General features: G+C 33.1%; 22 protein-coding genes. 5 read left to right on the top strand and 17 right to left on the bottom strand.

Translation table 11 applies throughout. The features are described from left to right. Positions 1-6: 6 nt before the first annotated feature. The 4 genes from BFG57_RS08795 to BFG57_RS08810 form a co-directional block, all read right to left on the bottom strand. Positions 7-891 (bottom strand): branched-chain amino acid ABC transporter permease, encoded by an 885-nt coding sequence (locus BFG57_RS08795; RefSeq protein WP_069717119.1) that lies wholly within the window; start codon positions 889-891, stop codon positions 7-9. An 80-nt stretch (positions 892-971) separates the two neighbouring features. Beyond that, positions 972-2,126, bottom strand: a complete 1,155-nt coding sequence (locus BFG57_RS08800; protein ID WP_069717120.1) for an ABC transporter substrate-binding protein — start codon at positions 2,124-2,126, stop codon at positions 972-974. Positions 2,127-2,434: 308 nt separating this feature from the next. Continuing rightward, entirely contained in the window at positions 2,435-3,832 is a 1,398-nt protein-coding gene (locus tag BFG57_RS08805) for a sensor histidine kinase (RefSeq protein WP_069717121.1), read from the bottom strand. Continuing rightward, positions 3,825-4,526 (bottom strand): response regulator transcription factor, encoded by a 702-nt coding sequence (locus BFG57_RS08810; RefSeq protein ID WP_425388490.1) that lies wholly within the window; start codon positions 4,524-4,526, stop codon positions 3,825-3,827. The genes BFG57_RS08805 and BFG57_RS08810 overlap by 8 nt, the downstream gene beginning before the upstream one ends. A 782-nt stretch (positions 4,527-5,308) precedes the next feature. On the opposite strand from BFG57_RS08810, the gene BFG57_RS08815 reads away from it, so the two are divergent. Further along, positions 5,309-5,938 (top strand): nitroreductase family protein, encoded by a 630-nt coding sequence (locus BFG57_RS08815; RefSeq protein WP_069717123.1) that lies wholly within the window; start codon positions 5,309-5,311, stop codon positions 5,936-5,938. Positions 5,939-6,081: 143 nt separating this feature from the next. Here the strand turns inward: BFG57_RS08815 and BFG57_RS08820 are convergent, their stop codons facing one another. Both BFG57_RS08820 and fabZ read right to left on the bottom strand, forming a co-directional pair. Continuing rightward, complete coding sequence (locus BFG57_RS08820) at positions 6,082-6,645, bottom strand: histidine phosphatase family protein (protein WP_069717124.1); 564 nt, start codon at positions 6,643-6,645, stop codon at positions 6,082-6,084. Between the two features lie 30 nt (positions 6,646-6,675). Beyond that, a complete protein-coding gene (fabZ, locus tag BFG57_RS08825; protein WP_069717125.1) occupies positions 6,676-7,101 on the bottom strand; it encodes a 3-hydroxyacyl-ACP dehydratase FabZ in 426 nt (141 codons plus the stop codon). A 228-nt stretch (positions 7,102-7,329) separates the two neighbouring features. Between fabZ and BFG57_RS08830 the strand changes: the two genes are divergently transcribed. After that, positions 7,330-8,538 (top strand): ABC transporter permease, encoded by a 1,209-nt coding sequence (locus BFG57_RS08830; protein WP_069717126.1) that lies wholly within the window; start codon positions 7,330-7,332, stop codon positions 8,536-8,538. A 256-nt stretch (positions 8,539-8,794) separates the two neighbouring features. Here BFG57_RS08830 and BFG57_RS08835 read toward each other — a convergent pair whose 3' ends face one another. From BFG57_RS08835 to BFG57_RS08870, 8 genes are all read right to left on the bottom strand, one after another. Beyond that, positions 8,795-9,574, bottom strand: coding sequence for a DUF7225 domain-containing protein (locus tag BFG57_RS08835; RefSeq protein ID WP_069717127.1), 780 nt, complete (start codon positions 9,572-9,574; stop codon positions 8,795-8,797). A 414-nt stretch (positions 9,575-9,988) separates the two neighbouring features. Next, complete coding sequence (locus BFG57_RS08840; RefSeq protein WP_069717128.1) at positions 9,989-10,777, bottom strand: ABC transporter ATP-binding protein; 789 nt, start codon at positions 10,775-10,777, stop codon at positions 9,989-9,991. 67 nt (positions 10,778-10,844) lie between these two features. Beyond that, a complete protein-coding gene (locus BFG57_RS08845; RefSeq protein ID WP_069717129.1) occupies positions 10,845-12,080 on the bottom strand; it encodes an ABC transporter substrate-binding protein in 1,236 nt (411 codons plus the stop codon). Positions 12,081-12,155: 75 nt separating this feature from the next. Then, positions 12,156-13,217, bottom strand: coding sequence for a branched-chain amino acid ABC transporter permease (locus BFG57_RS08850; protein WP_069717130.1), 1,062 nt, complete (start codon positions 13,215-13,217; stop codon positions 12,156-12,158). A gap of 4 nt (positions 13,218-13,221) precedes the next feature. Continuing rightward, positions 13,222-14,106, bottom strand: coding sequence for a branched-chain amino acid ABC transporter permease (locus BFG57_RS08855; RefSeq protein WP_069717131.1), 885 nt, complete (start codon positions 14,104-14,106; stop codon positions 13,222-13,224). Between the two features lies 1 nt (position 14,107). Next, the gene (locus BFG57_RS08860) at positions 14,108-16,000 is read right to left on the bottom strand and encodes an AMP-binding protein (protein WP_175428304.1); all 1,893 of its coding nucleotides are present in this window, start codon (positions 15,998-16,000) and stop codon (positions 14,108-14,110) included. Between the two features lie 15 nt (positions 16,001-16,015). Continuing rightward, positions 16,016-16,789, bottom strand: coding sequence for an ABC transporter ATP-binding protein (locus BFG57_RS08865; protein ID WP_069717133.1), 774 nt, complete (start codon positions 16,787-16,789; stop codon positions 16,016-16,018). Positions 16,790-17,177: 388 nt separating this feature from the next. Further along, entirely contained in the window at positions 17,178-17,360 is a 183-nt protein-coding gene (locus tag BFG57_RS08870) for a YfhD family protein (protein ID WP_069717134.1), read from the bottom strand. A gap of 241 nt (positions 17,361-17,601) precedes the next feature. Here BFG57_RS08870 and BFG57_RS08875 point away from each other — a divergent pair, with 241 nt between their 5' ends. The 3 genes from BFG57_RS08875 (at position 17,602) to BFG57_RS08885 (ending at position 21,743) form a co-directional block, all read left to right on the top strand. Beyond that, on the top strand, positions 17,602-18,831 hold the full coding sequence (locus tag BFG57_RS08875; RefSeq protein ID WP_069717135.1) for an aminopeptidase: 1,230 nt from the start codon (positions 17,602-17,604) through the stop codon (positions 18,829-18,831). A gap of 279 nt (positions 18,832-19,110) precedes the next feature. Then, complete coding sequence (locus tag BFG57_RS08880) at positions 19,111-21,024, top strand: DUF294 nucleotidyltransferase-like domain-containing protein (protein ID WP_069717136.1); 1,914 nt, start codon at positions 19,111-19,113, stop codon at positions 21,022-21,024. After that, positions 21,024-21,743: a 3'-5' exonuclease gene (locus BFG57_RS08885; RefSeq protein ID WP_069717137.1), complete on the top strand. Its 720-nt coding sequence runs from the start codon at positions 21,024-21,026 to the stop codon at positions 21,741-21,743. Before BFG57_RS08880 ends, BFG57_RS08885 begins: the two co-directional genes overlap by 1 nt. A 21-nt stretch (positions 21,744-21,764) precedes the next feature. On the opposite strand, the gene BFG57_RS08890 is transcribed toward BFG57_RS08885, so the two are convergent. From BFG57_RS08890 to BFG57_RS08900, 3 genes are all read right to left on the bottom strand, one after another. Then, positions 21,765-22,697, bottom strand: a complete 933-nt coding sequence (locus BFG57_RS08890; RefSeq protein ID WP_069717138.1) for an NAD(P)/FAD-dependent oxidoreductase — start codon at positions 22,695-22,697, stop codon at positions 21,765-21,767. Between the two features lie 280 nt (positions 22,698-22,977). After that, positions 22,978-23,187: a cold-shock protein gene (locus BFG57_RS08895; RefSeq protein ID WP_175428305.1), complete on the bottom strand. Its 210-nt coding sequence runs from the start codon at positions 23,185-23,187 to the stop codon at positions 22,978-22,980. A 374-nt stretch (positions 23,188-23,561) separates the two neighbouring features. Next, on the bottom strand, positions 23,562-23,972 hold the full coding sequence (locus BFG57_RS08900; RefSeq protein ID WP_069717139.1) for a cupredoxin domain-containing protein: 411 nt from the start codon (positions 23,970-23,972) through the stop codon (positions 23,562-23,564). Between the last annotated feature and the right edge of the window lie 37 nt (positions 23,973-24,009).

The following is a 24,009-nucleotide window of genomic DNA, read 5'->3' on the forward strand; positions in this document are numbered from 1 at the left end:
TAAGAATCACCTCCTCGCCTCAGGCTCAGCTTGTCCAAATAATCCTTGTGGACGAACGAGTAAAATTATTATAATTGCTACAAATGCAATCGCATCACGGTAACCTGATTCACCAAAAACAACGATCATTGTCTCTGATAGACCGAGAATTAAACCACCAAACATCGCACCCCGGATACTGCCCATGCCACCTAAAATAATTATTGCAAGCCCTTTCAATCCCATCGATAATCCCATTTGTGGGGTTACAGAATTGAATGCCATTCCAACAAGAACTCCTGCAATTCCTCCCATTGCTGAGGCGATTATTACAGTCATTGTAATCATTTTTTTCGTATTAACACCTAACAGACTCGCTGCGTCCAAATCCTCAGCACATGCACGAAGTGCTTTACCAGCCTTTGTTTTTGATAACCAGAAAGATAGTCCTACCATAAGAATAATTGCAATTATAAAAATGACTAATTGAACGGCGTATACTGTTACTGAGCCTATTTGAAAACTCAATTCAGAAAACGAAGTACGAAACGGGTGATTACCTGCACCAAACAGATGGTGTGCTAAGTTTTCTAAAAAGATAGATACTCCAATCGTACTAATTAATGGCGCTAAATGTGATACACCTTTTTTTCCGCGCAGAGGTCGCAATGCCAACCACTCTAGAAATAGCCCTAAAATACCAGTAATAACAATTGCCACAGCAAACGCTAAAACTAGCGGGAGCTCTAACGTATATGTGATGACTACGCCCATAAAAGCTCCAAACATAAAAATTTCTCCATGTGCCATATTGATAATTCCTAAGACACCAAATACAAGTGTGTATCCTAACGCAACAATTGCATAAATGCTTCCTAAAGTTAACCCATTGATTAGCTGCTCTAAAAACATGTTCAACTCACCTCTTTCAATGTATTCAAAATAAAACGAAAGTTTAAGAGAGTGAACAATCACTCTCTTAAATATTTTCTTTATTCAAATAGTTGGAATGTACCACCTTTAATTACTAGTACAGTCGGATTCATAACAATATCTCCATCTTCATCAAAGGACATTTCGCCTAAGATTCCTTCAAAACCACCTGTCTCTGCTAACGCATTTCGAATCTGTTCACGATCACTACTAGTAGCTCTTTTGAGTGCATCAGCTAAAATGTACATGGCATCATATGCTTGTGCAGCAAATTGATCCGGTTCCTTCCCATATGCTTCTGTATATTTACGAACAAATTCTTGAACTTTTTCGTCTTCACTTCCCCCGTACCATGGCGTTGCTACGATTAAGCCATTTGATGCATCACCTGCAATACTAATCACTTCAGGTGAGTTGAAACCATTTCCACCTACAAACGGAACATCGATCCCCATTTTTCTTGCTTGGTTCATAATAACTGCCCCCTCATTATATAAGGCAGATGCTAAAATTAGATCTGGGTTCGTCCCTTTAATTTTAGTTAATTGCGCATTGTAATCTGCTTGACCTTTTTGGAATGTTTCAATCGTCGTTATTTCTAATCCCATTTCTTCAGCAACTTGTTTCATCGTATCAAATCCTGACTTTGTGAAAACGTCATCATTTCCGTATATAATTGCAACTTTTTTCACATCATAGGCTTTAACTGCTTTATCAATTGATGCAGGAATCGCCAATGATTCAGGAATTGAATTCCTAAATACATATTCACCAATTTGTGGAATTCCAGTAGCAGTTGTTGATGTGCCCATAATCGGCACACCATTTAAATCAGCTTCTGGAGCAACGACTTTCATTTCAGTACTCAGCGTTGGTCCTAGTATTGCTGAAACATTTTCTGAGTTCATCAGTTTTTGGGCTGATGATAATGCTTGTTCCTGCTTTCCAGCCGAATCTTCAGTAATTAATTCAATATGTACTTCACCTTTCTCATTAATTTCGTTTGTAGCTAATTTAAAACCATTTGTAATTGCTTCGCCATACCCTGCACCAGCTCCTGTTAACCATGAAATCACCCCTATTTTGGCATTCACAATACCATCTTCACTTGGTGCAGATGTTTTTTCACTATTTGAGCCACTACTACATGCAGAAACAATAATAAATGATATTACAGTTAGGATAGAAAATATCGCTTTACATTTCTTACTCATTGTCATCCCCCTCCAAAAATTGTTATATTATTTATAATATTCTGTAATTTTAACTAAAAAGCTGACCTTATGCAACAATATGTTTAAATTGTCTTTGATATTTTAAACAATTATTATTTTTCACTAGTTTCATCATATTTAATGAACAAACAATTCAATATTTACTTTGCACTTTCTCTCAAATTTAAAAAGCTATATCAAATTATAATAATTGATATAGCTTCTCTATTAAGATATTTAAGCAAAGTAACGATTAACATTTTTATACTACTTTTCAAAGTATGATCTCTCAATTTTTTATTATCATATTATTCAGTTTTAGGAATACGAATAGAGAACATAACTCCATCTTGTTCATTTGTTAATGCATATTGAATATTTAACTGTTCAAAAATACGTTTAACTAAATACAATCCGAGACCGCTTCCACCAGTATTACGATTTCTCGACTTTTCTAACCTCTTAAATGGCTCAAAAATTATATCGATTTGGTCTTCTTCAATTTTCACATGTGAGTTAAATACATGAATATGAACTGTTGTCGCCTCTTCTATACACGTTATACGAATATCAGCACCATTTGGCGAATACATCATCGCATTATGAATAATATTACGCAACGCTTTCTCTACAAGTTTTTTGTCGGTTTGAATAATAATCTCTTCTTTTGATACAAACTTGACATCCAGATGTTTCTCAGAAGTATAAAAATGAAAAGAGTCTACTATATTTTCTATACTTTCTGAAATATTCGTTTCAGATATCGTTGTATTGAATCCTACTTGGTCTATTTTCGTTAAATGTAAGATTTCCCTGACAAGCCCTTCTAAATGCTCCATACTTTCAAAAGCACGTTTTAAATAACTGTCACGGTCCTTATAGACTCCAATATTGTATATCATACCTTCCAATTGTCCTTTTACAATCGTAATGGGGGACTTTAGTTCATGTGAAATTGTTGCAAATAAATCTTTTCTCTCTTCCTCTATCTTTCGCTCATGTTCAATCTCTTCTTTTAACTTCTCATTTGCATCATGTAAGTTCCTCATCGTTCTTTGCAAACTAGATGCCATATAATTCAAGCTATCTGATAATTCTCCCAACTCATCCTTTGATTTATATTCACTTTTAGTAGAGAAATCAAGTTGAGCCATTTTTTTTGCCACAGAATTAACCTCAAGTAACGGTTTCGATAACATCTTTGCATAGAACAGTGCAGCAATAACCGAAATAATTATATTGATGGATATTAAATATGGTAAAAAATTCAAAATAGCTCTTTGTGCTTCATCAACTGGCTGCAGTGTTTGCCTTACACTTAAAATAAAATCTTGATCATCTTCTATAGAAACAAACTGTTCTAATACATGTTGCTCAAAGGAACCTTGATAATGCAAGTCTTTTGAAGGTATATAAAAACCATACTTTTTATCAGGGGTATATATTGTAACGGATGCATTATGCTCCTGTTCTAGTTCGTCAATTAAAGAGAAAAATTCACCTAAACCGCTGTCCTCTGCTTCCTTAACAAGATCTGATAAACCCATCTCTAACCTGCTCACCTTATATTCTTTATAAAAGCCAGGTAGAAAAATATAAATTGCAAAATAAATAATTAATGAAGTAATTAACAACAATGCCGTCGTTATGATAAAAATTTTAGTAACGATACCTTTTTTCTTTACATGAGTAAAAAATCTATTCATCAATTTTATACCCAAGCCCTTTAACTGTTTTAATGTAATCTCCCTTTAATTTTTTTCGAAGATTTTTAATATGTGTATCAATTACTCTAGAATCCCCGTAATAATTGTATCCCCATAACTTATCAAGCATAACTTCTCTCGTAATTACTTTTCCTATGTTCTCCATTAAAATCTGTAACAACTCAAATTCTTTCATTGTTAAATCAATGAGTTCACTCTCATCATATGCTTCAAATGATTGTAAATTTAGCAAGAGATTTTTATATGTTAGTTTTGACAGATTATTGATTTTAATTTGATTATTTCTTCTTAACACAGCTTCGACTCGTTTAATTAGAATCTGAAAAGAAAATGGCTTCGTAATGTAATCGTCCACACCTAACTCAAATCCCTTTATTTGATCCAAATCATCTTCTAATGCAGTAAGCATAATAATCGGTACATCAGATTTTTTACGGATCAATTGACATAATTGAAAACCATCCATATTTGGCATCATTACATCCATAATAATTAGATTAAACTCGTCATTTTGCTGAAATATATTAAACCCCTCAAGTCCATCACTTGCTAACATCACTTTATAATCTTGTGTCAACAAAAATTCGCTAATAAGTTCGCGTATATCGTTGTCATCTTCAATGACGAGAATCGAATTCATAACAATCACCATGCCTATTAATAATATGTTCATTCCAATTTCATTGAAGATATTATCTCACTCTAATGTGTATTCTATGTGAAGATAGTATTGCTAGTCAGAATTGGAGAGTATTACCTATAAACAATGCATCTACTAAAAGGCACAGAAGGTTATTTTAATAACTATTTGGTAAACCCGTAATAAAAATTAGTATAATAAATCTATTTCTATATTAAAACTTCACATAAAAATCAGATAAACTACACACTTAGTTCAGGTAAAAATGATAGATTATGTAGATATACTTTTTGTTTTAATTACCAAATAGTCATTTCAACCTTACATTTTTTAATTGTATGAAATCGTGATAAAAACTACTTTTTTCATTCATAACTGAAACTTTAAAGGAGATAATAATTTTATGAAACAATTTATACTTATAGGTTTTTTAATCATGTTACTTTCTCTTGCTATAGCGTCAAGTGCCTCTAAAATTAGTAACGGTGCATATTATGTAAAAAATACCTCCTCAAGTATCCTTATACTATTTAACGAACGAGAAGAAATAACGAATAATAAAAAGTGACACGAACCTTATTACCTTACTTCTTCTAATTAATACTTTGTCACTACCCGAAGTTAAAGGACAACAATAATAACCATATAGTTCACATCACTTACTAGATGTCTTAATTACTTCATTCAATTTTGATCAGTGATAAATTTAAGTATTAGATATATTCTGATGGATAATAATAAATTGGAGCTTCAAATAACTATATTGTTTTAATAGAAGCTTTATTAATTTTCATCGACATACAAGGAGAGAAACTATGACAAACCAAACAGCAGATTTGAGTACAGTTATCAATGAAAGACACGCTATTCGTGTATATGATCCAACTGTTAAAATTGACAGAAAAGAACTGAATGACATGATTCAAGAAGCTGCTAAAGCACCATCAGCATGGAATCTTCAACATTGGAAGTTTTTTGTTTTAGATGAAGATGAGATGAAGAAAACATTATTACCAATTGCTTATAACCAACAACAAGTCGTTGATGCATCAGCCGTTATCGTAATATTAGGTGATCTTGAGGCCAATAAAAATGTTGAACGAGTTTACGACGAGGCTGTACAAATAGGGATCATGACCGAAGAAATAAAAAAAAATATTGTCGATCAAATAAATGGAGCATACCAATCCCCTCAAGTTGCTCATGATTCAGCTATATGTAATCCATCACTGGCTGCTATGCAGCTTATGCTAATTGCAAAAGCAAGAGGCTATGATACATGTTCTATGGCTGGTTATGATAGTGAACAACTTGTTAAAACATTTAATATTCCTAAGCGTTATCTACCTGTTATGCTGTTAAGTATTGGTAAAAGAGCTGAAGATGCACACAAGACAACTCGTTTTCCAGTTGAAGACATAACAGTTTATAATAAATTTGAATAATGCTTTTACTGAAAAGCATTAAAATAGAGGTTGATATATATTATCTAAGCATAATATGTATCAACCTTTTACTTTTTTTAACTGTTTATAATCACCTTTGTAACAAAAGGGTTCAACCTACTAACATCAAAACACTTATTGTTTTACATAGAAAATGCAGAACAACTCCAATGCTTGTAACTTGTCCTATTCGTACTTTGCCACCCCATTTTTTTAAGTTCCTTAGCGATTAATTTATTAAGAAATCCATGTCCAACCAAAACGACAGATGAATGTTCATTAGCATATTTAATTAATAATTGGGTTGCTTTTGTGGCTCGATTTTTTGCACTACTTAAAGATTCACAATTGCTTGAATATCCACTAAACCATAGACACCTTAATAATGTTGCCCAGATAACAGGGCTTAATTTTATATCCCAATATTTATTATTTGGAATTGGCAATTCTGTTTCACGAAATAATGAATTCGAATGTACTTGTATATTTGAATTTAACAACTTTGCCGATTCTATCGATCTTGTTAAGTCACTTGTTATAATAATTTGTGCTGATCCCACTATTGACTGAGTTTTTGACGGATAAGCTGTTTCTTCGAAAACGCCAGACGAATCGTACTTTTTTATCCAATCTTGAAACTCGTTACTCGTCATTCGCTCATTATCAATACATTTTGATTTTCCATGCCTTATTAATGAAATTTGCATAATATATCTCCTGACAAGTTTATAAAATCATTAATCACCGAAAGCAAAGATTAGTTCTGTCTCACATACTAGTTCACCATCAACCGTTGCAACACCTTTCCCTTTACCAATAGGACCTTTTAAACGAGTTATTTCTACTTCAAGACAAAGTTGATCGCCTGGTTTTACTTGCCTTTTAAAACGACATTTATCTATACCTGCTAGAAGTCCTAATCTCCCTTCATTTCCTTCTTTCGTAAGCATAATGACGGCACTTACCTGTGCTAATGCCTCTACAATTAATACTCCTGGCATGACTGGATAATTAGAGAAATGCCCATTAAAAAACTGTTCATTACTCGTAACATTTTTTACACCAATTGCCCTTTTTCCTTCTTCTATTTCTATAATTTGATCCACTAAGAGAAATGGGTAACGATGCATAATTACTTCTTTGATTTTTTGTATGTCCAACATTATTAACTCTCCCTTACAAATATCTTATATCAGAATATTCATCATATTATAACACTTGATATTATTAGTTGGTACTAAATGAGTTGAATGGAATACAATTACTTACAATTAATTTAATTTTATTACACTTAATAATGTAATCATGTATTTATCAGTTATAATTAAAGTAATAAACATAGTTACTAATCATAAATGAATGACATTTCCAATTCAGTAAGGATGGAGTATATGTTTGATGCAAATTCTTTTTGGCGAAATCGCTTAGAAAATACATATAAAGAACTATGGAAGTATTACAAATATGTCGTAAGCCAACTAATAAATGTTATAATTATTGGTTTGGGGTTCCTTCTTTATTATTATCTTGAATGGATAAAGAACATTTCTGACAATTTCCCAATAGCTTTTCTGTTGGCCTTTATCCTAGCAATGGTCCTAACATATAGTCCAATTTTCACGTTTCTTAAAGAAGCTGATCACATCTTTCTATTACCTTTAGAAAAAAAGTTAATCACTTATTTCAATAATTCAATCATACTAAGTTATTCAGTACAATTATTCATCATTATCATCTGTTTAAGCGTAACCATGCCACTATATTCAAGAGTATATGATGGTGTTGTACAATCATTTTTCAAATTTCTTTTTATTATGTCAATTACAAAACTACTTAACATCCTGATTAAGTGGTGGGTTCAATTTTATTCAGAAAAACAAGTTCATATCATTGATTCATGCGTACGTTTCGCTATTAATACGGTCCTCTTATATTTTTTATTTTCAAATGTATCTAATCTCTTTTGGATGATTGAAATTGTACTTTTAATAGGGTTATATATTTTTTTCAAAAGAGAAGCCAAACAAAAAGGATTGAAGTGGGAATTCTTAATTAAACAAAACCAACAACGAATGACATCGTTTTATCGATTTGCAAATTTTTTCATAGACGTTCCAAAACTAAAAGAACAAGTAAAAAGGAGAAAATTTCTAGACTTTTTTTCAAGTAGAATCTCTTATAGTCAAAATCAAACATTTTATAAACTCTTTACTATTGCATTTATTAGAAGTGGAGATTATTTCAACTTGTACATCCGATTAACGTTAATCGGTGGATTTATTGTTTATTTTTCAGCTTTTAGATACGGACAAGTTATACTTGTTTTAGTCGTTCTGTTTCTAACAGGTTTTCAGCTTCTATCATTATGGAAACATCACCATCTTAAAATTTGGATTTATTTGTACCCTACTAGTCATACTTACAAATTGAAAGCTTTTCAAAATCTACTTTCTCGTTTATTGTGCATTCAAGTAACATTGTTCAGTGTATTAATTTTTATATGTGGAGAATATCTAATATCAGGATTAGCATTTATATTTGGAATTATTTTCGCATATGGCTTTGTATACCTCTATAGCAAAAAGAAACTAACAATATAGATGTAGGAAGACCATTTTTTCCTGCCTATTCTTTTTCGAATTACTGTACCTATGTCAATTTCAAGTTAAAAAATTGAATTTGACATAGGTACACACATTTTCTAAAACTGTTACCATACTTGAATTGATTTCATTATTTCAGAGACTATCCATTCATCCTTTCTTAGCGTTAGAAAAATTTGAACTATTGGATCAATTCCAAGAGTGGTTAACTCTACAGCAGCACATTTCTTATTAAACAATTCTACGACTTCAATTAATTTTCTCCTAAGGTTTTTAATCGTTTAATATCGATTTCATACTTGTTTCCATATGTTCGTGCAATACCTTGAATATTTTCTTTTGAGCCATAATAAATTATCTTAAATTCGTCTCTTATATATTGAACCACAAAAAAATCGTCAAAATCGTCAAATGTATTTTGATTAATTGTAATAAAACCACTTGTCTGTGCTGTCGTTTTTACACTAATCCGCCTTCCATTACTCATTACATCAAAGCCATGTTGGTTCGGTTGTCTAGCTAAACTACCGTTCGTATGAATAGCGCAAAGAAACTCTCCAATTCTTCCTAATAAATGTCTTAATTCAGTTGGTTTACAATTTAATAGACTCATTTCATATTTCAATATTTGGTTATACTCTTCATAAAGCTTAATAATTTGGTTGTTACTTATGTTTCCATATTTATTCAATGAAGGACTATTTTGGATCAGTTCTTCAAATATTGTTTTCTTTCCATTATTCCATTCCCCAACAACATCTTCTACATCTTTCCCTTTAGGTTTGTGGAAAATCAACCCAGTGTAAGGATAATTTTCACCTATATATTTGTAGGAATTTCGATTAATATATTGAAAAAGATGTTTATCAAACACTATTCCTTTATTGTAGCGATTATAACAGTAGTCTGACAGGATAACACTATCAGGATTAGTACCATACTTGCACTTTAATTGTCGCTTAATTTCATGAACCTCTATTATTTGATTCATTTTTCCTTTACAATACTCTTTTATTTGTTCATATATTGTCATCTTAAAGCTCCTAAACATTTTATACTTCGTAATAATTTAAACCAAATTATACCATATAAAATATCCGCTACCATAGCCTGTGCACTGAACATCATCTCATATCCCTTTACAGCTTAAATCAAACTATCCATGAAATACTCGTAATTCTGGTCTGAATTTGTACTATTATGAAGTTCACGTTCTAAGTCATTGACCTCAATCTAAATTTCTCCACTAATTTTGCCAAACGAGAGAAATGGTTTGTTTAGAATAATATAATTACTAATGTGAAGACAAATACTACTTTTGATAGTTTGAGCACGATTTCAATTCTCCCTTACATACAATTTAATTTTGAATTCTAGTATCATAAGTATTAGAACATACAAAAAATGCATATAGCTGAAGCAAACTCTGCTACATGCATTTTTCAAGTTAAACCCACCGCTTTTTTTTACGATATGATTTTACCTCTCGATAATTTTTACGTCCATCGTCACTCATTCCAAGATAATGCTCTTGAACTTCCTTATTAGAGAGTAACGATACTACAGGAGCTTCCATCACACTTCTCCCATCTTCAATAATATAACCATAATCCGCGATTGAAAGTGCAACGTTTGCGTTTTGTTCTACTACAAGGATAGATGTTCCTTCTTCTATATTTATTTGTTTAATATTTTGGAAGATTTCTTTAACTAGTAAAGGTGCGATGCCCAGTGATGGTTCGTCTAACAGTAGCAGTTTAGGTTTTGCCATAATGCCCCGACCGATAGCTAACATTTGCTGTTCTCCCCCGGAGAGTAGACCCGCATGACGAGCATGCAACATCTTTAATTTCGGAAAATAATGATATACCCGCTCCATTTCTTGCTTCAAATGATTACGATCTTTTCTAGTATGTGCACCAGCAAGTAGATTTTCTTCAACTGTAAGATGTTTAAATACTCTCCTGCCTTCCATACTTTGAAATACTCCCTTTTTCACAATCTCATCCGCACTCAATTTCGTAATATCTTCACTATTAAACGTAATTGATCCTTTCGTTACTTGGCCACCCTCTCCACTTAGGAGACCTGAAATAGCTTTTAAAGTCGTTGACTTCCCTGCACCATTACTACCTAATAAAGCAACTATTTTACCCGTTGGTACCTCTAAGGTCATCCCTTTTAAAACGAGGATCATTTTTGAATAAACAACTTCTATATTATTAATCCGTAACAATACACATACCTCCTTCATTAGATTGTAATAATACTGAATAAAGGAGGCATCCGCCTCCTTTTAACGATTAATCCTCGTAACTGAAGTAATCTTCAACAATTTCAAACTTTCCATTTTTCACTTCAGCTAAACGAATTTGATTTGTACCAGAATGATTATCAGCACTAAACGAAACTGGTGCAGCCAATCCTCCTAAATTCAAATTATTAATTTTTTCAAGCCCCAATCTGATTCCTTCACCTGTTAGTTCTTCAGCATTTGCAATACCTTGAGCCATAATCTTCGCAGTTACCCAACCTTGAACAAACTTCTGGCTAATGTCGGCCATGCTTTTCCCTTCAGATTCTAAGTATTCTTTAATTTCGTTCATACCTTCTAGGTCTTCATATGGAAATGCATGTGTTACGACACCTAGCATTCCTTCTGCTGTATTCCCTGCAATATCAATTACCCCTTCACCAGTAGCCCAATTCAAACCAATAAATTGTGTATCAATTCCTAACGTTTGTGCTTCACGTAAAATTGTTGCTGTTGCTCCCCATGTTTGTTGAATAATCGCATATTGCGGATTCTTCTTCTTCATGTTTAACATTTGTGATTGTGCCTCAGTAGCAGTGACTGGAATAACTTGTTCATCAACGATGTTTACACCAATCTCATCAGCGAACGTTTTAATATCTTCGATTGGTGAACGTCCAAAAGCAGTGTCATTGTATAGTAACGCTAATGTCGGCTCTCCATCACCCGTATGGTTTTCTTTTATCCACTTTACTACTGCACGACCTTGATCAGAATATGTAGCAGCAGTTAAGAAATTATACGGACTTTCTTTTAAATCTTTTAAATTCTCCGAATACGAAGCTGAAAAGTATGGTAAGTTATCATGTGCAACTTGTTGGCGTAATGCTTCTGTATCAGCTGTTCCCCATCCAAGAACTGCTACTACGTTGTCCTTATCACGTAATTCTTGATATAAACGTTGCCCCTTTGCAATATCGTACGCATAATCGTCTCCAAATAACTCAATCTTGATTCCATTTATACCGCCTTTACTATTTAAATACTTATAATAAGCTTGTTCACCTTCAGCATAAGGTGTTCCTACATCACCAGTACCACCTGTAATATCAAACAATGCACCTACTCTTACTACTTTACTTTCTTCTGTTCCATTATCATCTGTTGTTCCGTCTGTTGAAGTGGCTGGTGCATTACTAGATTGACCCCCACAAGCTGACAAAATTAGCATTGCAAAAACAATACACGTCATTAGCAACCAAGACTTTTTCCAACTACTTTTCATTTCTTTTCCCCCTTAATTTTCTTCTAAAATGTTGAACAAAACATATGAAATGTTTTGATATTCAATTTATTTTATTTAGTAAGAAAAAGGCCAATTTTTGAAGTAATTCTTAATATTACTCCATATATGTGCCAATCCACCAGGTTCGAAAATGAGAAACAGAATGATGATTAAACCAAAAACTAACTCTTGAAAAGCAGCTAATGCATTTTGCAAATTCGGCAAAAAGTACGCAATAACATCCACCATTGAACCAAGTCCAACTGGTAATAGCGTAATAAAGATTGCGCCCAAAATTGAGCCTAAAATACTTCCTAAACCACCAACGAGTATCATTGCTAAATATTGTATAGATACGTCAATACTATATAACTCAGGACTCACGATCATAGTGTAATGAGCAAGAAGAGCACCTGCTATCCCAACAAAAAAAGAACTAATCCCAAATGATAAAACCTTATACTTAAACAGATTAATCCCCATAATTTGAGCTGCTACATCTCGATCTCGTACAGCCAAGAAAGCTCTACCTATTCGACTTCGAAACAGGTTTAAGCTATAGATGACAGTCAATACTAATGTAATTAGACAAATATAATAGTAGCTGTTTGCTGACATGAAGCTGAAACTGCCTATAGATGGTCGTTGAAGAACCATACCTGACGTACCACCAGTAAGACCTGTCCAACGGCTAATAACAAACAAAATAATAAACTGAGCTGCAAGTGTCGCAATTGCTAAGTACAAACCTTTTAAACGTAATGAAGGAATACCAAATAGAGCACCTACTAATGCAGTAATTAGACCTGCCATCGGAATAGAAATCCAAAAACTCCACCCTAATGTACTCGTTAAAATGGCTGAAGTGTATCCACCAACACCTAGAAATGCACCTACACCTATAGAAATTTGTCCTGTAAACCCCGTTAGTATATTCAATCCAACTGCACCAATTGATGCAATTGCACATAATGTTGCAAGTCCAACAATATATTTTGTTGAAATTAATGGAAAGATAAATGCTAATGCAACTAAAACTAGCATTCTTCTTCTCACTCTAGGGATAGTAAATATCGCCATATCTTGGCTATAACGCGTCTTATATGTGCCACATTCCATTACAAATGGGTTTCTCAATTTGTCACACCCTCTCAATTCCACCTTTACCAAACAACCCATATGGTTTGATCATTAAAATTAGAATTACGATAATGAAAGGAAAAACATCTTTCAACCCGCCTCCGACAAGTGGATCTAAATATCCACCGGCCATACTTTGAAGAATTCCAATTAAAAACCCTCCAACAATTGCTCCAGGGATACTATCAAGACCACCTAAAATTACAACAGGCAATACAGTTAATCCAATAACTGACATTGTAGCATTTACACCATTGATGTTTCCTAGTAACACACCTCCAACAGCTGCTACTACTGATGCAATTGCCCATGTTGCTGCGAATACTTTTTTAACACTTATCCCCATCGATGCAGCCGCTTGTAAATCATCTGCAACAGCTCTCATAGCAATTCCCATTTTTGAAAATTTGAAGAAAATTGTAAAAATAACCAATAAAGCCATAACAATGACAAATGACCATAAATATACTGGTGTAATAATGACCTCACCTATCGTAACAGGTGTATTAGGAAAAATTTGTGGATACATTCGTGTCTGATGTCCCCAAATAATATGCACAAGTCCTGCTAATAAATTTGCTAATCCTATAGTCGCCATTATTATTGAAATTGTAGGCGCATTAATTAACGGTCTTAAGACGAGTCGTTCAACTACTAAACCAAGCAATGCGTTAAATAGTAATGTAATTAGTAAAGCGAGTAAAAAGGGTAACTTTAAGATGGTTACTAACGTTAAACAGATGTAAGATCCGATTAAAACAAATTCACCATTTGCTAAATTGAGTGCATCACTTGCTTTATAGATTAATACGAAACCTAATGCAACAAGTGCATAAATACTGCCTACGACAATTCCACTTACAAGCATCTGTATAAAAAATACCAACTTAAGCCACCCCCTGTGACATTTCTAATGAAATGATTTGTACTAGTGATTTCTCGTCGTCTAATTGAACTGGATACTTTGAGGATTGACTAATATCATCATCGTCTGACTCGTGTTGATATAATGCAACTAGATAATCTTTATAGTTTAATGCCACAACCTCTCTTACAATTTTCTGTGTTGGCGTCATCTCTCCTTTTGAAACGTCTAACTCATGAGGTAAAATAACAAACCGTTTTATAGTTGATTCTGGAGGTATTGTTTTCATAATTTCAGCTACTTCATTACGAATAAGCTCTATAACCTCAGATGTTTTTGTTAAATCACTATATGTTGTATACGTAATTTGATTTTTTTCAGCCCAACGACCGACACTTGCCATATTTATATTTAACATAGCAGTAATATACGGTCGATCTTTTCCAAACACTACAGCTTCCTGAATGTAAGCACCTCTTCTCAACTTACTTTCTATCCAAGTTGATGACACATGATCTCCTGTAGGAGTTATGATCAATTCATCGAAACGATCTGTAATGACAAGTTCGTCTTTGTCTAAACGGCCGTGGTCTCCAGTTCTGAATTCAGAAGAAGTGGATACTTCATCAACGTAACCATCAAAAACACCTGAACCTTGAACAATAACCTCTTTATCCTCTGTTAATGAAATTGAGGTAGATCGTAACGGTACTCCTGCTGCCTCTGTATTGACATGCCCATCCATCTGAATAGAAGCAAATCCAGTCGTCTCAACAGTACCGTAAGTTTGCTTGACATTCACGCCAATTCCATGGAAGAATTCAAACACTTCTGAACTAATTGAACCCCCACTGACATATGCTCGTTTAAGTCTTGATAAACCTAGATGATCACGTATTGCACTAAACAAAAGGTAATCACCCATTAAATACTTAAATTTTGGTACTTTAGAGACTGACTGGTTGCTCAGTTTTGTACATGCCATTTCTTTTATTAGTGGTTCAAACATTGAAAAAACTTTCTTTTTAAAACGTGTTGAATCTCCCATTCTCACCTCGAATCGTGCAATCGTATTTTCATAAAACCTTGGAGGTGCTTGAATGATGTGAGGACCAATTTCACGTAGATCATTCAATACTGTTGAAGGTTCTTCTGGGAAATTAATCGTCATTCCTTTCGTTAACGAAAGTCCAACTGCAATCACTTGTTCACATACCCATGCAAGTGATAGAAAAGACAAATAATCATAACTTTCATATACTGAATCGACATGATCGATTGCTAAGGCAGTTTCAATAATATTTTGATGAGTAATTTTTGCAGCTTTTGAACGTTGAGTTGCTCCTGAAGTAAATGCGATGAGGGCAATATCTGTAGGCTGAATTTGTTGGATTGTTTCTTCAAGTATCATAGGTTGTGTACTTAAGTAACTAATTCCTTTTTCTTGAATTTTTTTAAAATATGATAATTTTTTATGGTTATACTTTCGTAATCCTTTATCGTCATAATATATAATTGCTTCAATTTGAGGAAGAGTATCAATAATTTCTAATACTTTATCAACTTGCTCTTGGTCTTCAACAATTAATAATTTTGATTTACTTGCTTCGATGTAATGAATGAGCTGTTCTGGAGTAGCATCCTGGAATATACCAGCTGGTATTGCACCAATTGATTGAATAGCTAATTGTGCCACTAACCATTCAGGTCGATTATCACCTATAATGCCAATCACATCTGACTTATTGATATCGTATAACTCTTTTAAGCCGATAGCTAACGCTTGAACCGATGTATAATAATCACTCCACGTCCACTCATTCCATATCCCTAGATCCTTTTGTCGAAATGCCGTCTTCTTCCCTTCCACTTTTGCCTTTTGAAGCAGTAAGTACGGTAATGTTTGTTGAGACATACTCATATCTCCCCTTTAGCTTACTTCTTCTTGTTCTCCTAAATATGCACGAATAACATTCGGATTCTTTTGTATTTCTTTTGATGTACCAAATCCAATTCTTTCCCCAAAATCAAGCACCGCAATATGGTCTGAAAGATCCATGATTACTCCCATGTCGTGTTCAATTAAGAATACGGTCATTCCTTTTAATTCATGCATATCTAAAATAAAGCGCGCCATATCTTCTTTTTCAGCATTATTCATACCAGCCATTGGTTCATCTAATAGAATTAATTCAGGTTCCAACGCTAGTGCTCTACCTACTTCAACTCGTTTTTGCAATCCATAAGGTAATGTTCCAACAGGTGTATTTCTGTAGTCTTGCATTTCTAAGAACTCTATGACTTCCTCCACTGAGCGTCGATGGTGTACTTCTTCTTTTTCTGCACTTCTCCAATAGATCCCTCCAGATAATAAACCTGTTTTCATTTTTACGTGCCGTCCGAGCTTTAAATTATCAAGTACTGACATGTGTTCAAATAATGCAATATTTTGAAATGCCCTCGCAATCCCAAGCGATGTCCGATTGTAAGGCTTCATGCCCAGGATGTCTTTTCCCTTAAATTTAATTGAACCACTTGAAGGTTTATAAAGCCCACTAATACAATTGAGCATACTAGTCTTTCCCGCTCCATTTGGACCAATCAATGAAAAGATTTCACCTTTATTTACATGGTAGGTTACATCATTCAAAGCCTTAACTCCTCCAAATTTTAATGACACATTTTCTACTTCTAATATAGGCAAACTATCACTTCCCCTCTTATGTAAGCGTTATCAATCATGTATACCGTATTATATAAACGAATTACAATAATAGTCAATAAAAATATTATAATTTTATGAAAATTCAGTATAATTAAAAGCCACATATTGTTTTTTAAAATTCAAGTCTATTTCTCCACTCAATCAGATAAAGTTATAATAGTATTGTAATTTATTTTATTGTTAATGATTTATAATTTTTTGTAATTAGTGACTGCAGCTAAACATTTCTTAAAAATTAAGAATATGTTAATTATATAAAAACCACCGTTTTCGATTAAGAAAACGATGGTTACATGATGAGAATACAACATACAACTGATTTTTATAATCTATATACTGTATTCTCACATATTCGATATACAAAAACTTACTTTTGCTTTGCTCTCGCATCTGCAGCATTTGAACGTTCTTGAGCTTTCAAATCTGCTTCGTCTGCTAATTCTTGAGAGAATTCAATATCACGTCCATCTGGTATCGTATTACTCTCAGGTGTTTGAGGTAAAGATGTTTGATTTCTTCCCTTGCGATTTTTACTTTGACCTCTTGTCATTATTCATCCCTCATTTCATGAAATATCGAACTTTATTGTTCATTAATAGCATTCCAAATTTCAGCTTATATCATGTCATTAACTAATCATTTTTCACATTTCAGCTCATACTTTAACACTTAATTAACTTTCTATGGAAAACTAAATACCGCCAGTAATTGTTTCTATATTAAAAAGTTTCCAAAATCTAAAAACTATTGGTATGATAATGATTAATACTATATTGAAATGAGGGAGCCAATTGAAAAATTTCGAACAAACAGTTGAAAAATATGCTGAACTAATTGTAAAAGTGGGCGTAAACATTCAAAAGGGTCAAACATTAGTCATTAACGCACCCATAGAAGCACAATCATTCGTACATAAAACAGCTTTAAAAGCATATGAAGCGGGAGCTAAACATGTTCAGGTTGAATGGAAGGATGAAGAGCTGTCACTAATCAAGTATAATAATGCTCCAGATGAAGCCTTTCATGAGTTTCCAAATTGGATAGCAAAAGGATATGAAGAAATGGCAGAGGAAGGTGCTGCATTTATAAGTATCTATGCTGAAAACCCTGATCTGTTAAAAGATGTTGATCCTGAACGAATTGCTGCTTCTAATAAAGCTGCTGGTAAAGCACTGCAAACATATCGTCAATATATTCAATCTGATAAAGTAAGCTGGGCAGTCGTTTCTGTGCCAACTGTTGCATGGGCTCAGAAAGTATTCCCTGAATTGTCTTCTGAACAATCTGTTGAGAAGCTTTGGGAAGCAATTTTTAATGCTACTCGTCTTTATGAAGAAGAACCGATCGAAGCATGGAAAAAACATAATCAAACGTTACAAGATAAAGTCGACTTCCTAAACGAAAAGAAATATAAAAAGTTACATTATCGTGGTCATGGTACTGAATTAACAATTGAACTTCCTAAGAAGCATTTATGGGAAGGCGGAGGCAGCTTTAATAAGGATAATGTTGAATTTGTCGCAAACATGCCTACCGAAGAAGTCTTTACTACACCTCTCAAAACTGGTGTGAATGGCATCGTAACAAGTACAAAACCATTGCACTACGGTGGGAATGTAATTGAAAACTTTACACTTACTTTTGAAGAAGGTCGGATCGTCAATTACACAGCAGAAAAAGGACTTAATACCCTGAAACGATTAATTGAAATTGATGAAGGTTCTCATTATCTCGGTGAAGTGGCATTAGTTCCACATGACTCTCCAATTTCAAATTCAAATATTGTTTTCTTTAATACACTTTACGATGAAAACGCCTCTTGTCACTTAGCAATTGGAAGTGCTTATACATCTTGCCTTGAAGGCGGTAAAGAAATGAGTGAAGAAGAGTTAGCTGAAAATGGCTCAAATTCTAGTATTACACATGTCGACTTTATGATGGGTTCAGCAGAGTTGGACATTGATGCTGAAACTCATGATGGAAGCATTGAACCTCTGTTTAGAAATGGAAACTGGGCTTAATATCTCTTCTTATTTTTAAAAGAAAGGACCGCTGGTTATTATCCAACGGTCCTTTCTTAATTGTCATTTAGTTGTACAACATAATTCATATATCCCTCGTTTTTTCAAATGGGTTTGATTTTAACTAATTATATCTAAAGAGTATTATACCCAACATCATAACATGTATATAGAATGATAATAGCTAGGTTATTCTATATTTCCTTTCATTAATTAACTATGATAGTGTTAATACATATCATGATTTAAAATCAAATGACTAATAAGGTGACGATTTTAATGAACCAATCTGAATTTCAAAATTTGATTCATAAGTATTATCCTTTTGATTTACTTACAGAACAACAATTAAATATGCTAATTTCTGAAGCACACTATATGACATTTTCCAAAAATGAATATATTTTTCATGAAGAAGATTCGATCGAAGACTTAGATATATTTTTCCTCGTATCAGGTCTAGCAAAAAACGTACTGCATCGTTCAAACGGTAGGCAATTCACATTACGATTTTATTATCCTGGTGACCTTATAGGACTAATGATTATGTTAACAAGTGGTGAAATGACTTTTTCAGTTCAAGCATTAGAAGATTGTACAGTTTTTAAATTTAACAAAAAAAACTTCTTTGATTTAATGACAGAAAACCCGAATTTTTCAAAAATAATCTTTGAAAGTATCGGGAATCGTATGAAAACCCTTTACGATGAAATTAAAATGAAGTCCTCTCAAGAAGAGGATGAGAACATTACGCTGTTTCGAACAAAAGTAAAGGACCTGATGAACTCCCCTGTCTTCATTCATCCTGAAACTACGATTGAAGAGATTGCACAGAAAATGAAAAAAAAGAACACTTATGGCCTAATTGTTAGTGAAGATGGTCAAACGTTAAACGGTATAATTACTCAACACGAACTTGTAGATTACCTTATTGAAAAAGACAACGATTTTTCTCTAAAAAAATGGGCGAAACGAAAACCATACACCATTCAAGACGAAGCATTTGCATATGAGGCACTCTCTTATTTTAAAAATGATGAAGTTAAATTCGTTCCAGTTTTACATCAAAATACTGTAGTCGGTACATTAACAAGCCGTTCCTTCCTTAATGTACAAGAATCGAACTACCTTGATTTGACTTATAAAATTACACTTGCAAAAACAGTTCAAGAACTAATCAAGCTTGGTCCAGTAGAAAATACAACCTTCCATGCATTTATTCGAGAGTTAATTGAAAAAGACAGTTGGGCATTTGATGTTTGTGAAGTCATAACAAATTATAACGACACGTTATATCGACAAATTATTAAAATAACAGAAAATGAAATGTACCTAGAAGGCTTCGGATATCCTCCAGTAAATTATTGCTTTATTGTGATGGGCAGTGGTGGACGAAAAGAACAAGGTTTTAGCACAGATCAAGATAATGGAATAATTATAAATGATTATGTTCACCTCCCGAATCACAAAGCAATTACAGTTTATTTTGAACGATTTACGAATAAATTGAATGAAAAACTGACCATATGCGGATTTCCCGAATGTACAGGAGGAATGATGGCACGAGAATTGAAATGGCGCCGCTCACAATCAGGTTGGAAACAAGCGATCGAATCATGGCTCAAAAAAATGGATGCTGAAGAAATTCGTGATTTTGCCATGTTCTATGATTTTCGTCCGATCTTTGGTGACTTCTCATTAGCTGAGGAAATTCGAAACAACATAACGCTTAAAGTGAAACGTTCTTTAACATTGCAGCAATTATTGATGAAAGACGCAATTAAACATCGTGTTCCAGTAGGAATGTTAGGAATGGTTAACATTAAGCCTAAACATAAGACGTTTAATTTGAAAAAAGCAGGTCTCATGCAAATCACGAGTATTATCCGTATTAACGCTATTAAATATGGAATAGGAGAAGTAAATACTGTTAAAAGATTAAAAGCATTAAAAAGTGTGCAAGCTTACCACCCTAGAGATACTGAAAATGCTAAAATAGCACTACATCATTTGCTATCATTTAGAATTAAGCAGAATTTAGAAGAACTAGCACAACAAAAACCTCTTACAAATGAAATCTCATTAGCTCTATTAACAAAAGAAGACCGTCGAAAATTAAAAGAAGCTTTAACGATTGTAAATCGGATGCAACGCGCTACCGAAATTAGCTTCAATCGAAATCGAGTGATTTGATGCTTCCAATCGAACTTAAGATTTTAAAATACTATTTCTTTGATCAATTTCTTTTTAAATACAAAGTAAAAAAAGCAAGCGATTCAATCGTATATCATAAAATTTCTCAACATCTTAAAACATACGTTCATTGTAAACAATTTAGCGAACATACCGAGCTTTCAGATTGTTCATTTACAATTTTCGATTTGGAAACTACAGGTTTTCTTCCAGAATTAGGAAATGAAATTATTTCAATTGGAGCTGTAAAAATAGAGAAATGCGAAGTACAATATGATGACACCTTTTATAAAGTATTAAGACCTTTACAACCTGTCACATCACATACTAAACAATTGACAGGGTTAAAAGGGGTTGATTTCAAACTAGGTGTGAGCTTTCCACAAGGTATTTATGAGTTTTTGCAATTTTGTAGTGAAAGTGTACTAGTAGCACATCCTGCAACATTTGACATTCCATTTTTACAAAAATCAATAACTAATTGGAAACTACCTTCAATCTCACCAACATATATCGATTCGTTTGCGATCGCTAATTTTCTACACGGCTCAAAGCGGAATTATCTTGACTCCCTTGTTAAACACTATCATATTGAAAAGAGAATACGTCATCACGCCTTAAACGATGCACTGATGACAGCTGAAGTATTTGTACATTTATTACATGAATGTCAACAAAGATCTTTGAACACTTTAGGTGATTTAAAAAAATTAGTTTAGAAACGACAATGTGCTGACAGTCTATCTGTCAGCACTTTGTTGTTTCCAATCTTCTTCAATAAGCTCCGCATTTATTACTTCAGCAGCTTCAAGACCTTCATACCCTGCCTTCATAACACCTGAAAAAATATTCTTAGCGTCACCAATAATATATATTCCATAAATGTTTGTTTTACCGTGTCTCTCAGTTTCAAATGCCCTTTTCTCATTTAATTTAATTCCTAATTTTGAAGGAAGAGCTGTTGCCTGCTCGATATCAATATGTTGGATAAATAAAACTTGCCTAGCTATCGTTGACCCATCATCAAGAACAATTTCTTGTAACATTCTTTCCTTGTTTTGAAAAGCTTGGATAGGTTTTTTAATTACTTGAATCCCATGTAAATTCAAATCTTGCTCTTGTTCAAATGTCAATCCTGACTGACCATTTGTAAACAAGATTGTATCATGGCTCCAATTTGAAATTTCTTTCGTATAATCGTACATTTTATTCGTACTACCAAGAACAGCAAACGGTTTATTTCGATGCTCCCAACCATCACAATAAGGACATAAAAAAGCAGAATATCCATAAATATCTTCAAATCCAACAATAGGTGGATATTTATCCTTCACACCAGTAGAAAAAATAACTTTTCTTACATTAAAAACATCGTTTTTCATTGTCAAAATTTCAAAATGATTATTAGTGTTATTAATATCTATAGCTACATCGCTTTTATATATGATATTATTGTATTTTTCTAATTGAGTTTGAGCAATTTGTCGTATCTGTGCAGGTTTGACACTGTCTTGTGTAAGAAATCCATGTGATTCATATGTAACTCGATTTCGAGGTTTCCCTTCATCTATTAATAACACTCTGCGATTTGCACGACCTAATATAAGTGCTGCAGATAACCCTGCTGGACCACCACCAATTATCGCAACATCAAAATAATTTGCAACTTTCATAGCTTACCTCCCCTTCCTTACAAAGCCCTTTTCTATATCTTTGTCGTTCTTACATGTATTATTCATAAATTCAAAAAGGTAAACCCTTATATTTCTATCATTTGTTGCTCACTTTATACGTGTACTAATTGTTAATTGAATAAATCGTTAATATGAATAAATTCACAAATATCTTTATAATTTTTCACTAACGAAATCCAAACTAATCATTCGACATTACTAACTTTTATATATAAAAAAATGCTTAGGTAGTAACATTTACTACCTAAGCATTTTACAGTTATTTTTTTTCATGAAACATACTATTATTTTCAACAACTTGTAACTCTTTCGTTGTCATTTGCATTTCACTGTGACAAATTGGACAAGAAGGAATTTCTTCGCTTTTAAAATTATCTCTTACCCAACAATTACATTCATTAGAAGTACATTCCCAAATCTTTGTCTCTTCTGTTTTAATCTCTTCTTGATTTTTTCGACCGAAAGCCATGTCAATCAACCCCTCATTATGTAGTAAATATCGTAATACTTTCTTCTATACCTTGTATTTCATTAGTATTAAAAATTGAAAGAGCACTCATTTCAATCCACTTTATCCCTATCGTTAAGATGTATAATAAGTAAAAAAATCACATATGATAGAACCGTCACTCAGGTTGGCTACTTCATATCATATGTGATTTGTGTTAATTTATGAACACATCTTATTTTCTAAAATTATACATTACCGTTTTTCAATTGTCAAATAAGCTTATTAACCCTTATTTTCATCATTTCAAAATACCGTATAGTGAGTTCTTTTTACCTATATAATAGACGATAAAAACAACCATAGTGGTAAGGCATAGCTTATTTCAACACTTATTATTCTACTATAAGAGTAGAATACATAAGTTTGTGTTCTTTTCCTCCACATTTAGTAGCACAATGGATTTCATATTCCCCTGGCTCAAGATTGACAATTCCACTTTCACCATCAAATACTTCTACAAACACATTTTTCTTTTGCTCTTCACCAAACGGTCTAATTTTGATGCCGTGAATTCCTTCTTCATCTGTATAGTTAATCGTTACATCCTCATTTGCAGGAATCGTATAAGTATCTTGATCAAAACTCCAATTCACACCAGTTATATTTAATTCGTTATTCGTATTTTGTATAGGAACATTTTCCTCTTTGTTTGAACCTTCCTTTAAATTATCATTTGTACTACATGCTGCTAAAATTGAAGCTGTAATTAATAGTGTTGCTACCCTGACAACATACTTTTTCATAGATATGCCTCCAATTGTGTTGTATTTCTGACTGTAA

It is taken from the genome of Bacillus solimangrovi (assembly GCF_001742425.1).
Classification (GTDB): Bacteria; Bacillota; Bacilli; order Bacillales; family Bacillaceae_N; genus Bacillus_AV; species Bacillus_AV solimangrovi.

What these genes read in the sequence shown, in the direction of transcription:
- BFG57_RS08800 (WP_069717120.1), bottom strand. Translation starts at nt 2,126, where the DNA reads ATGAGTAAGAAATGTAAAGCGATATTTTCTATCCTAACTGTAATATCA.
- BFG57_RS08900 (WP_069717139.1), bottom strand. Translation starts at nt 23,972, where the DNA reads ATGAAAAAGTATGTTGTCAGGGTAGCAACACTATTAATTACAGCTTCA.
- BFG57_RS08795 (WP_069717119.1), bottom strand. Translation starts at nt 891, where the DNA reads ATGTTTTTAGAGCAGCTAATCAATGGGTTAACTTTAGGAAGCATTTAT.
- BFG57_RS08880 (WP_069717136.1), top strand. Translation starts at nt 19,111, where the DNA reads ATGAACCAATCTGAATTTCAAAATTTGATTCATAAGTATTATCCTTTT.
- BFG57_RS08895 (WP_175428305.1), bottom strand. Translation starts at nt 23,187, where the DNA reads ATGGCTTTCGGTCGAAAAAATCAAGAAGAGATTAAAACAGAAGAGACA.
- BFG57_RS08815 (WP_069717123.1), top strand. Translation starts at nt 5,309, where the DNA reads ATGACAAACCAAACAGCAGATTTGAGTACAGTTATCAATGAAAGACAC.
- BFG57_RS08845 (WP_069717129.1), bottom strand. Translation starts at nt 12,080, where the DNA reads ATGAAAAGTAGTTGGAAAAAGTCTTGGTTGCTAATGACGTGTATTGTT.
- BFG57_RS08835 (WP_069717127.1), bottom strand. Translation starts at nt 9,574, where the DNA reads ATGACAATATATGAACAAATAAAAGAGTATTGTAAAGGAAAAATGAAT.
- BFG57_RS08820 (WP_069717124.1), bottom strand. Translation starts at nt 6,645, where the DNA reads ATGCAAATTTCATTAATAAGGCATGGAAAATCAAAATGTATTGATAAT.
- BFG57_RS08870 (WP_069717134.1), bottom strand. Translation starts at nt 17,360, where the DNA reads ATGACAAGAGGTCAAAGTAAAAATCGCAAGGGAAGAAATCAAACATCT.
- BFG57_RS08885 (WP_069717137.1), top strand. Translation starts at nt 21,024, where the DNA reads ATGCTTCCAATCGAACTTAAGATTTTAAAATACTATTTCTTTGATCAA.
- BFG57_RS08830 (WP_069717126.1), top strand. Translation starts at nt 7,330, where the DNA reads ATGTTTGATGCAAATTCTTTTTGGCGAAATCGCTTAGAAAATACATAT.
- BFG57_RS08810 (WP_425388490.1), bottom strand. Translation starts at nt 4,526, where the DNA reads ATGAACATATTATTAATAGGCATGGTGATTGTTATGAATTCGATTCTC.
- fabZ (WP_069717125.1), bottom strand. Translation starts at nt 7,101, where the DNA reads ATGTTGGACATACAAAAAATCAAAGAAGTAATTATGCATCGTTACCCA.
- BFG57_RS08890 (WP_069717138.1), bottom strand. Translation starts at nt 22,697, where the DNA reads ATGAAAGTTGCAAATTATTTTGATGTTGCGATAATTGGTGGTGGTCCA.
- BFG57_RS08860 (WP_175428304.1), bottom strand. Translation starts at nt 16,000, where the DNA reads ATGTCTCAACAAACATTACCGTACTTACTGCTTCAAAAGGCAAAAGTG.
- BFG57_RS08805 (WP_069717121.1), bottom strand. Translation starts at nt 3,832, where the DNA reads ATGAATAGATTTTTTACTCATGTAAAGAAAAAAGGTATCGTTACTAAA.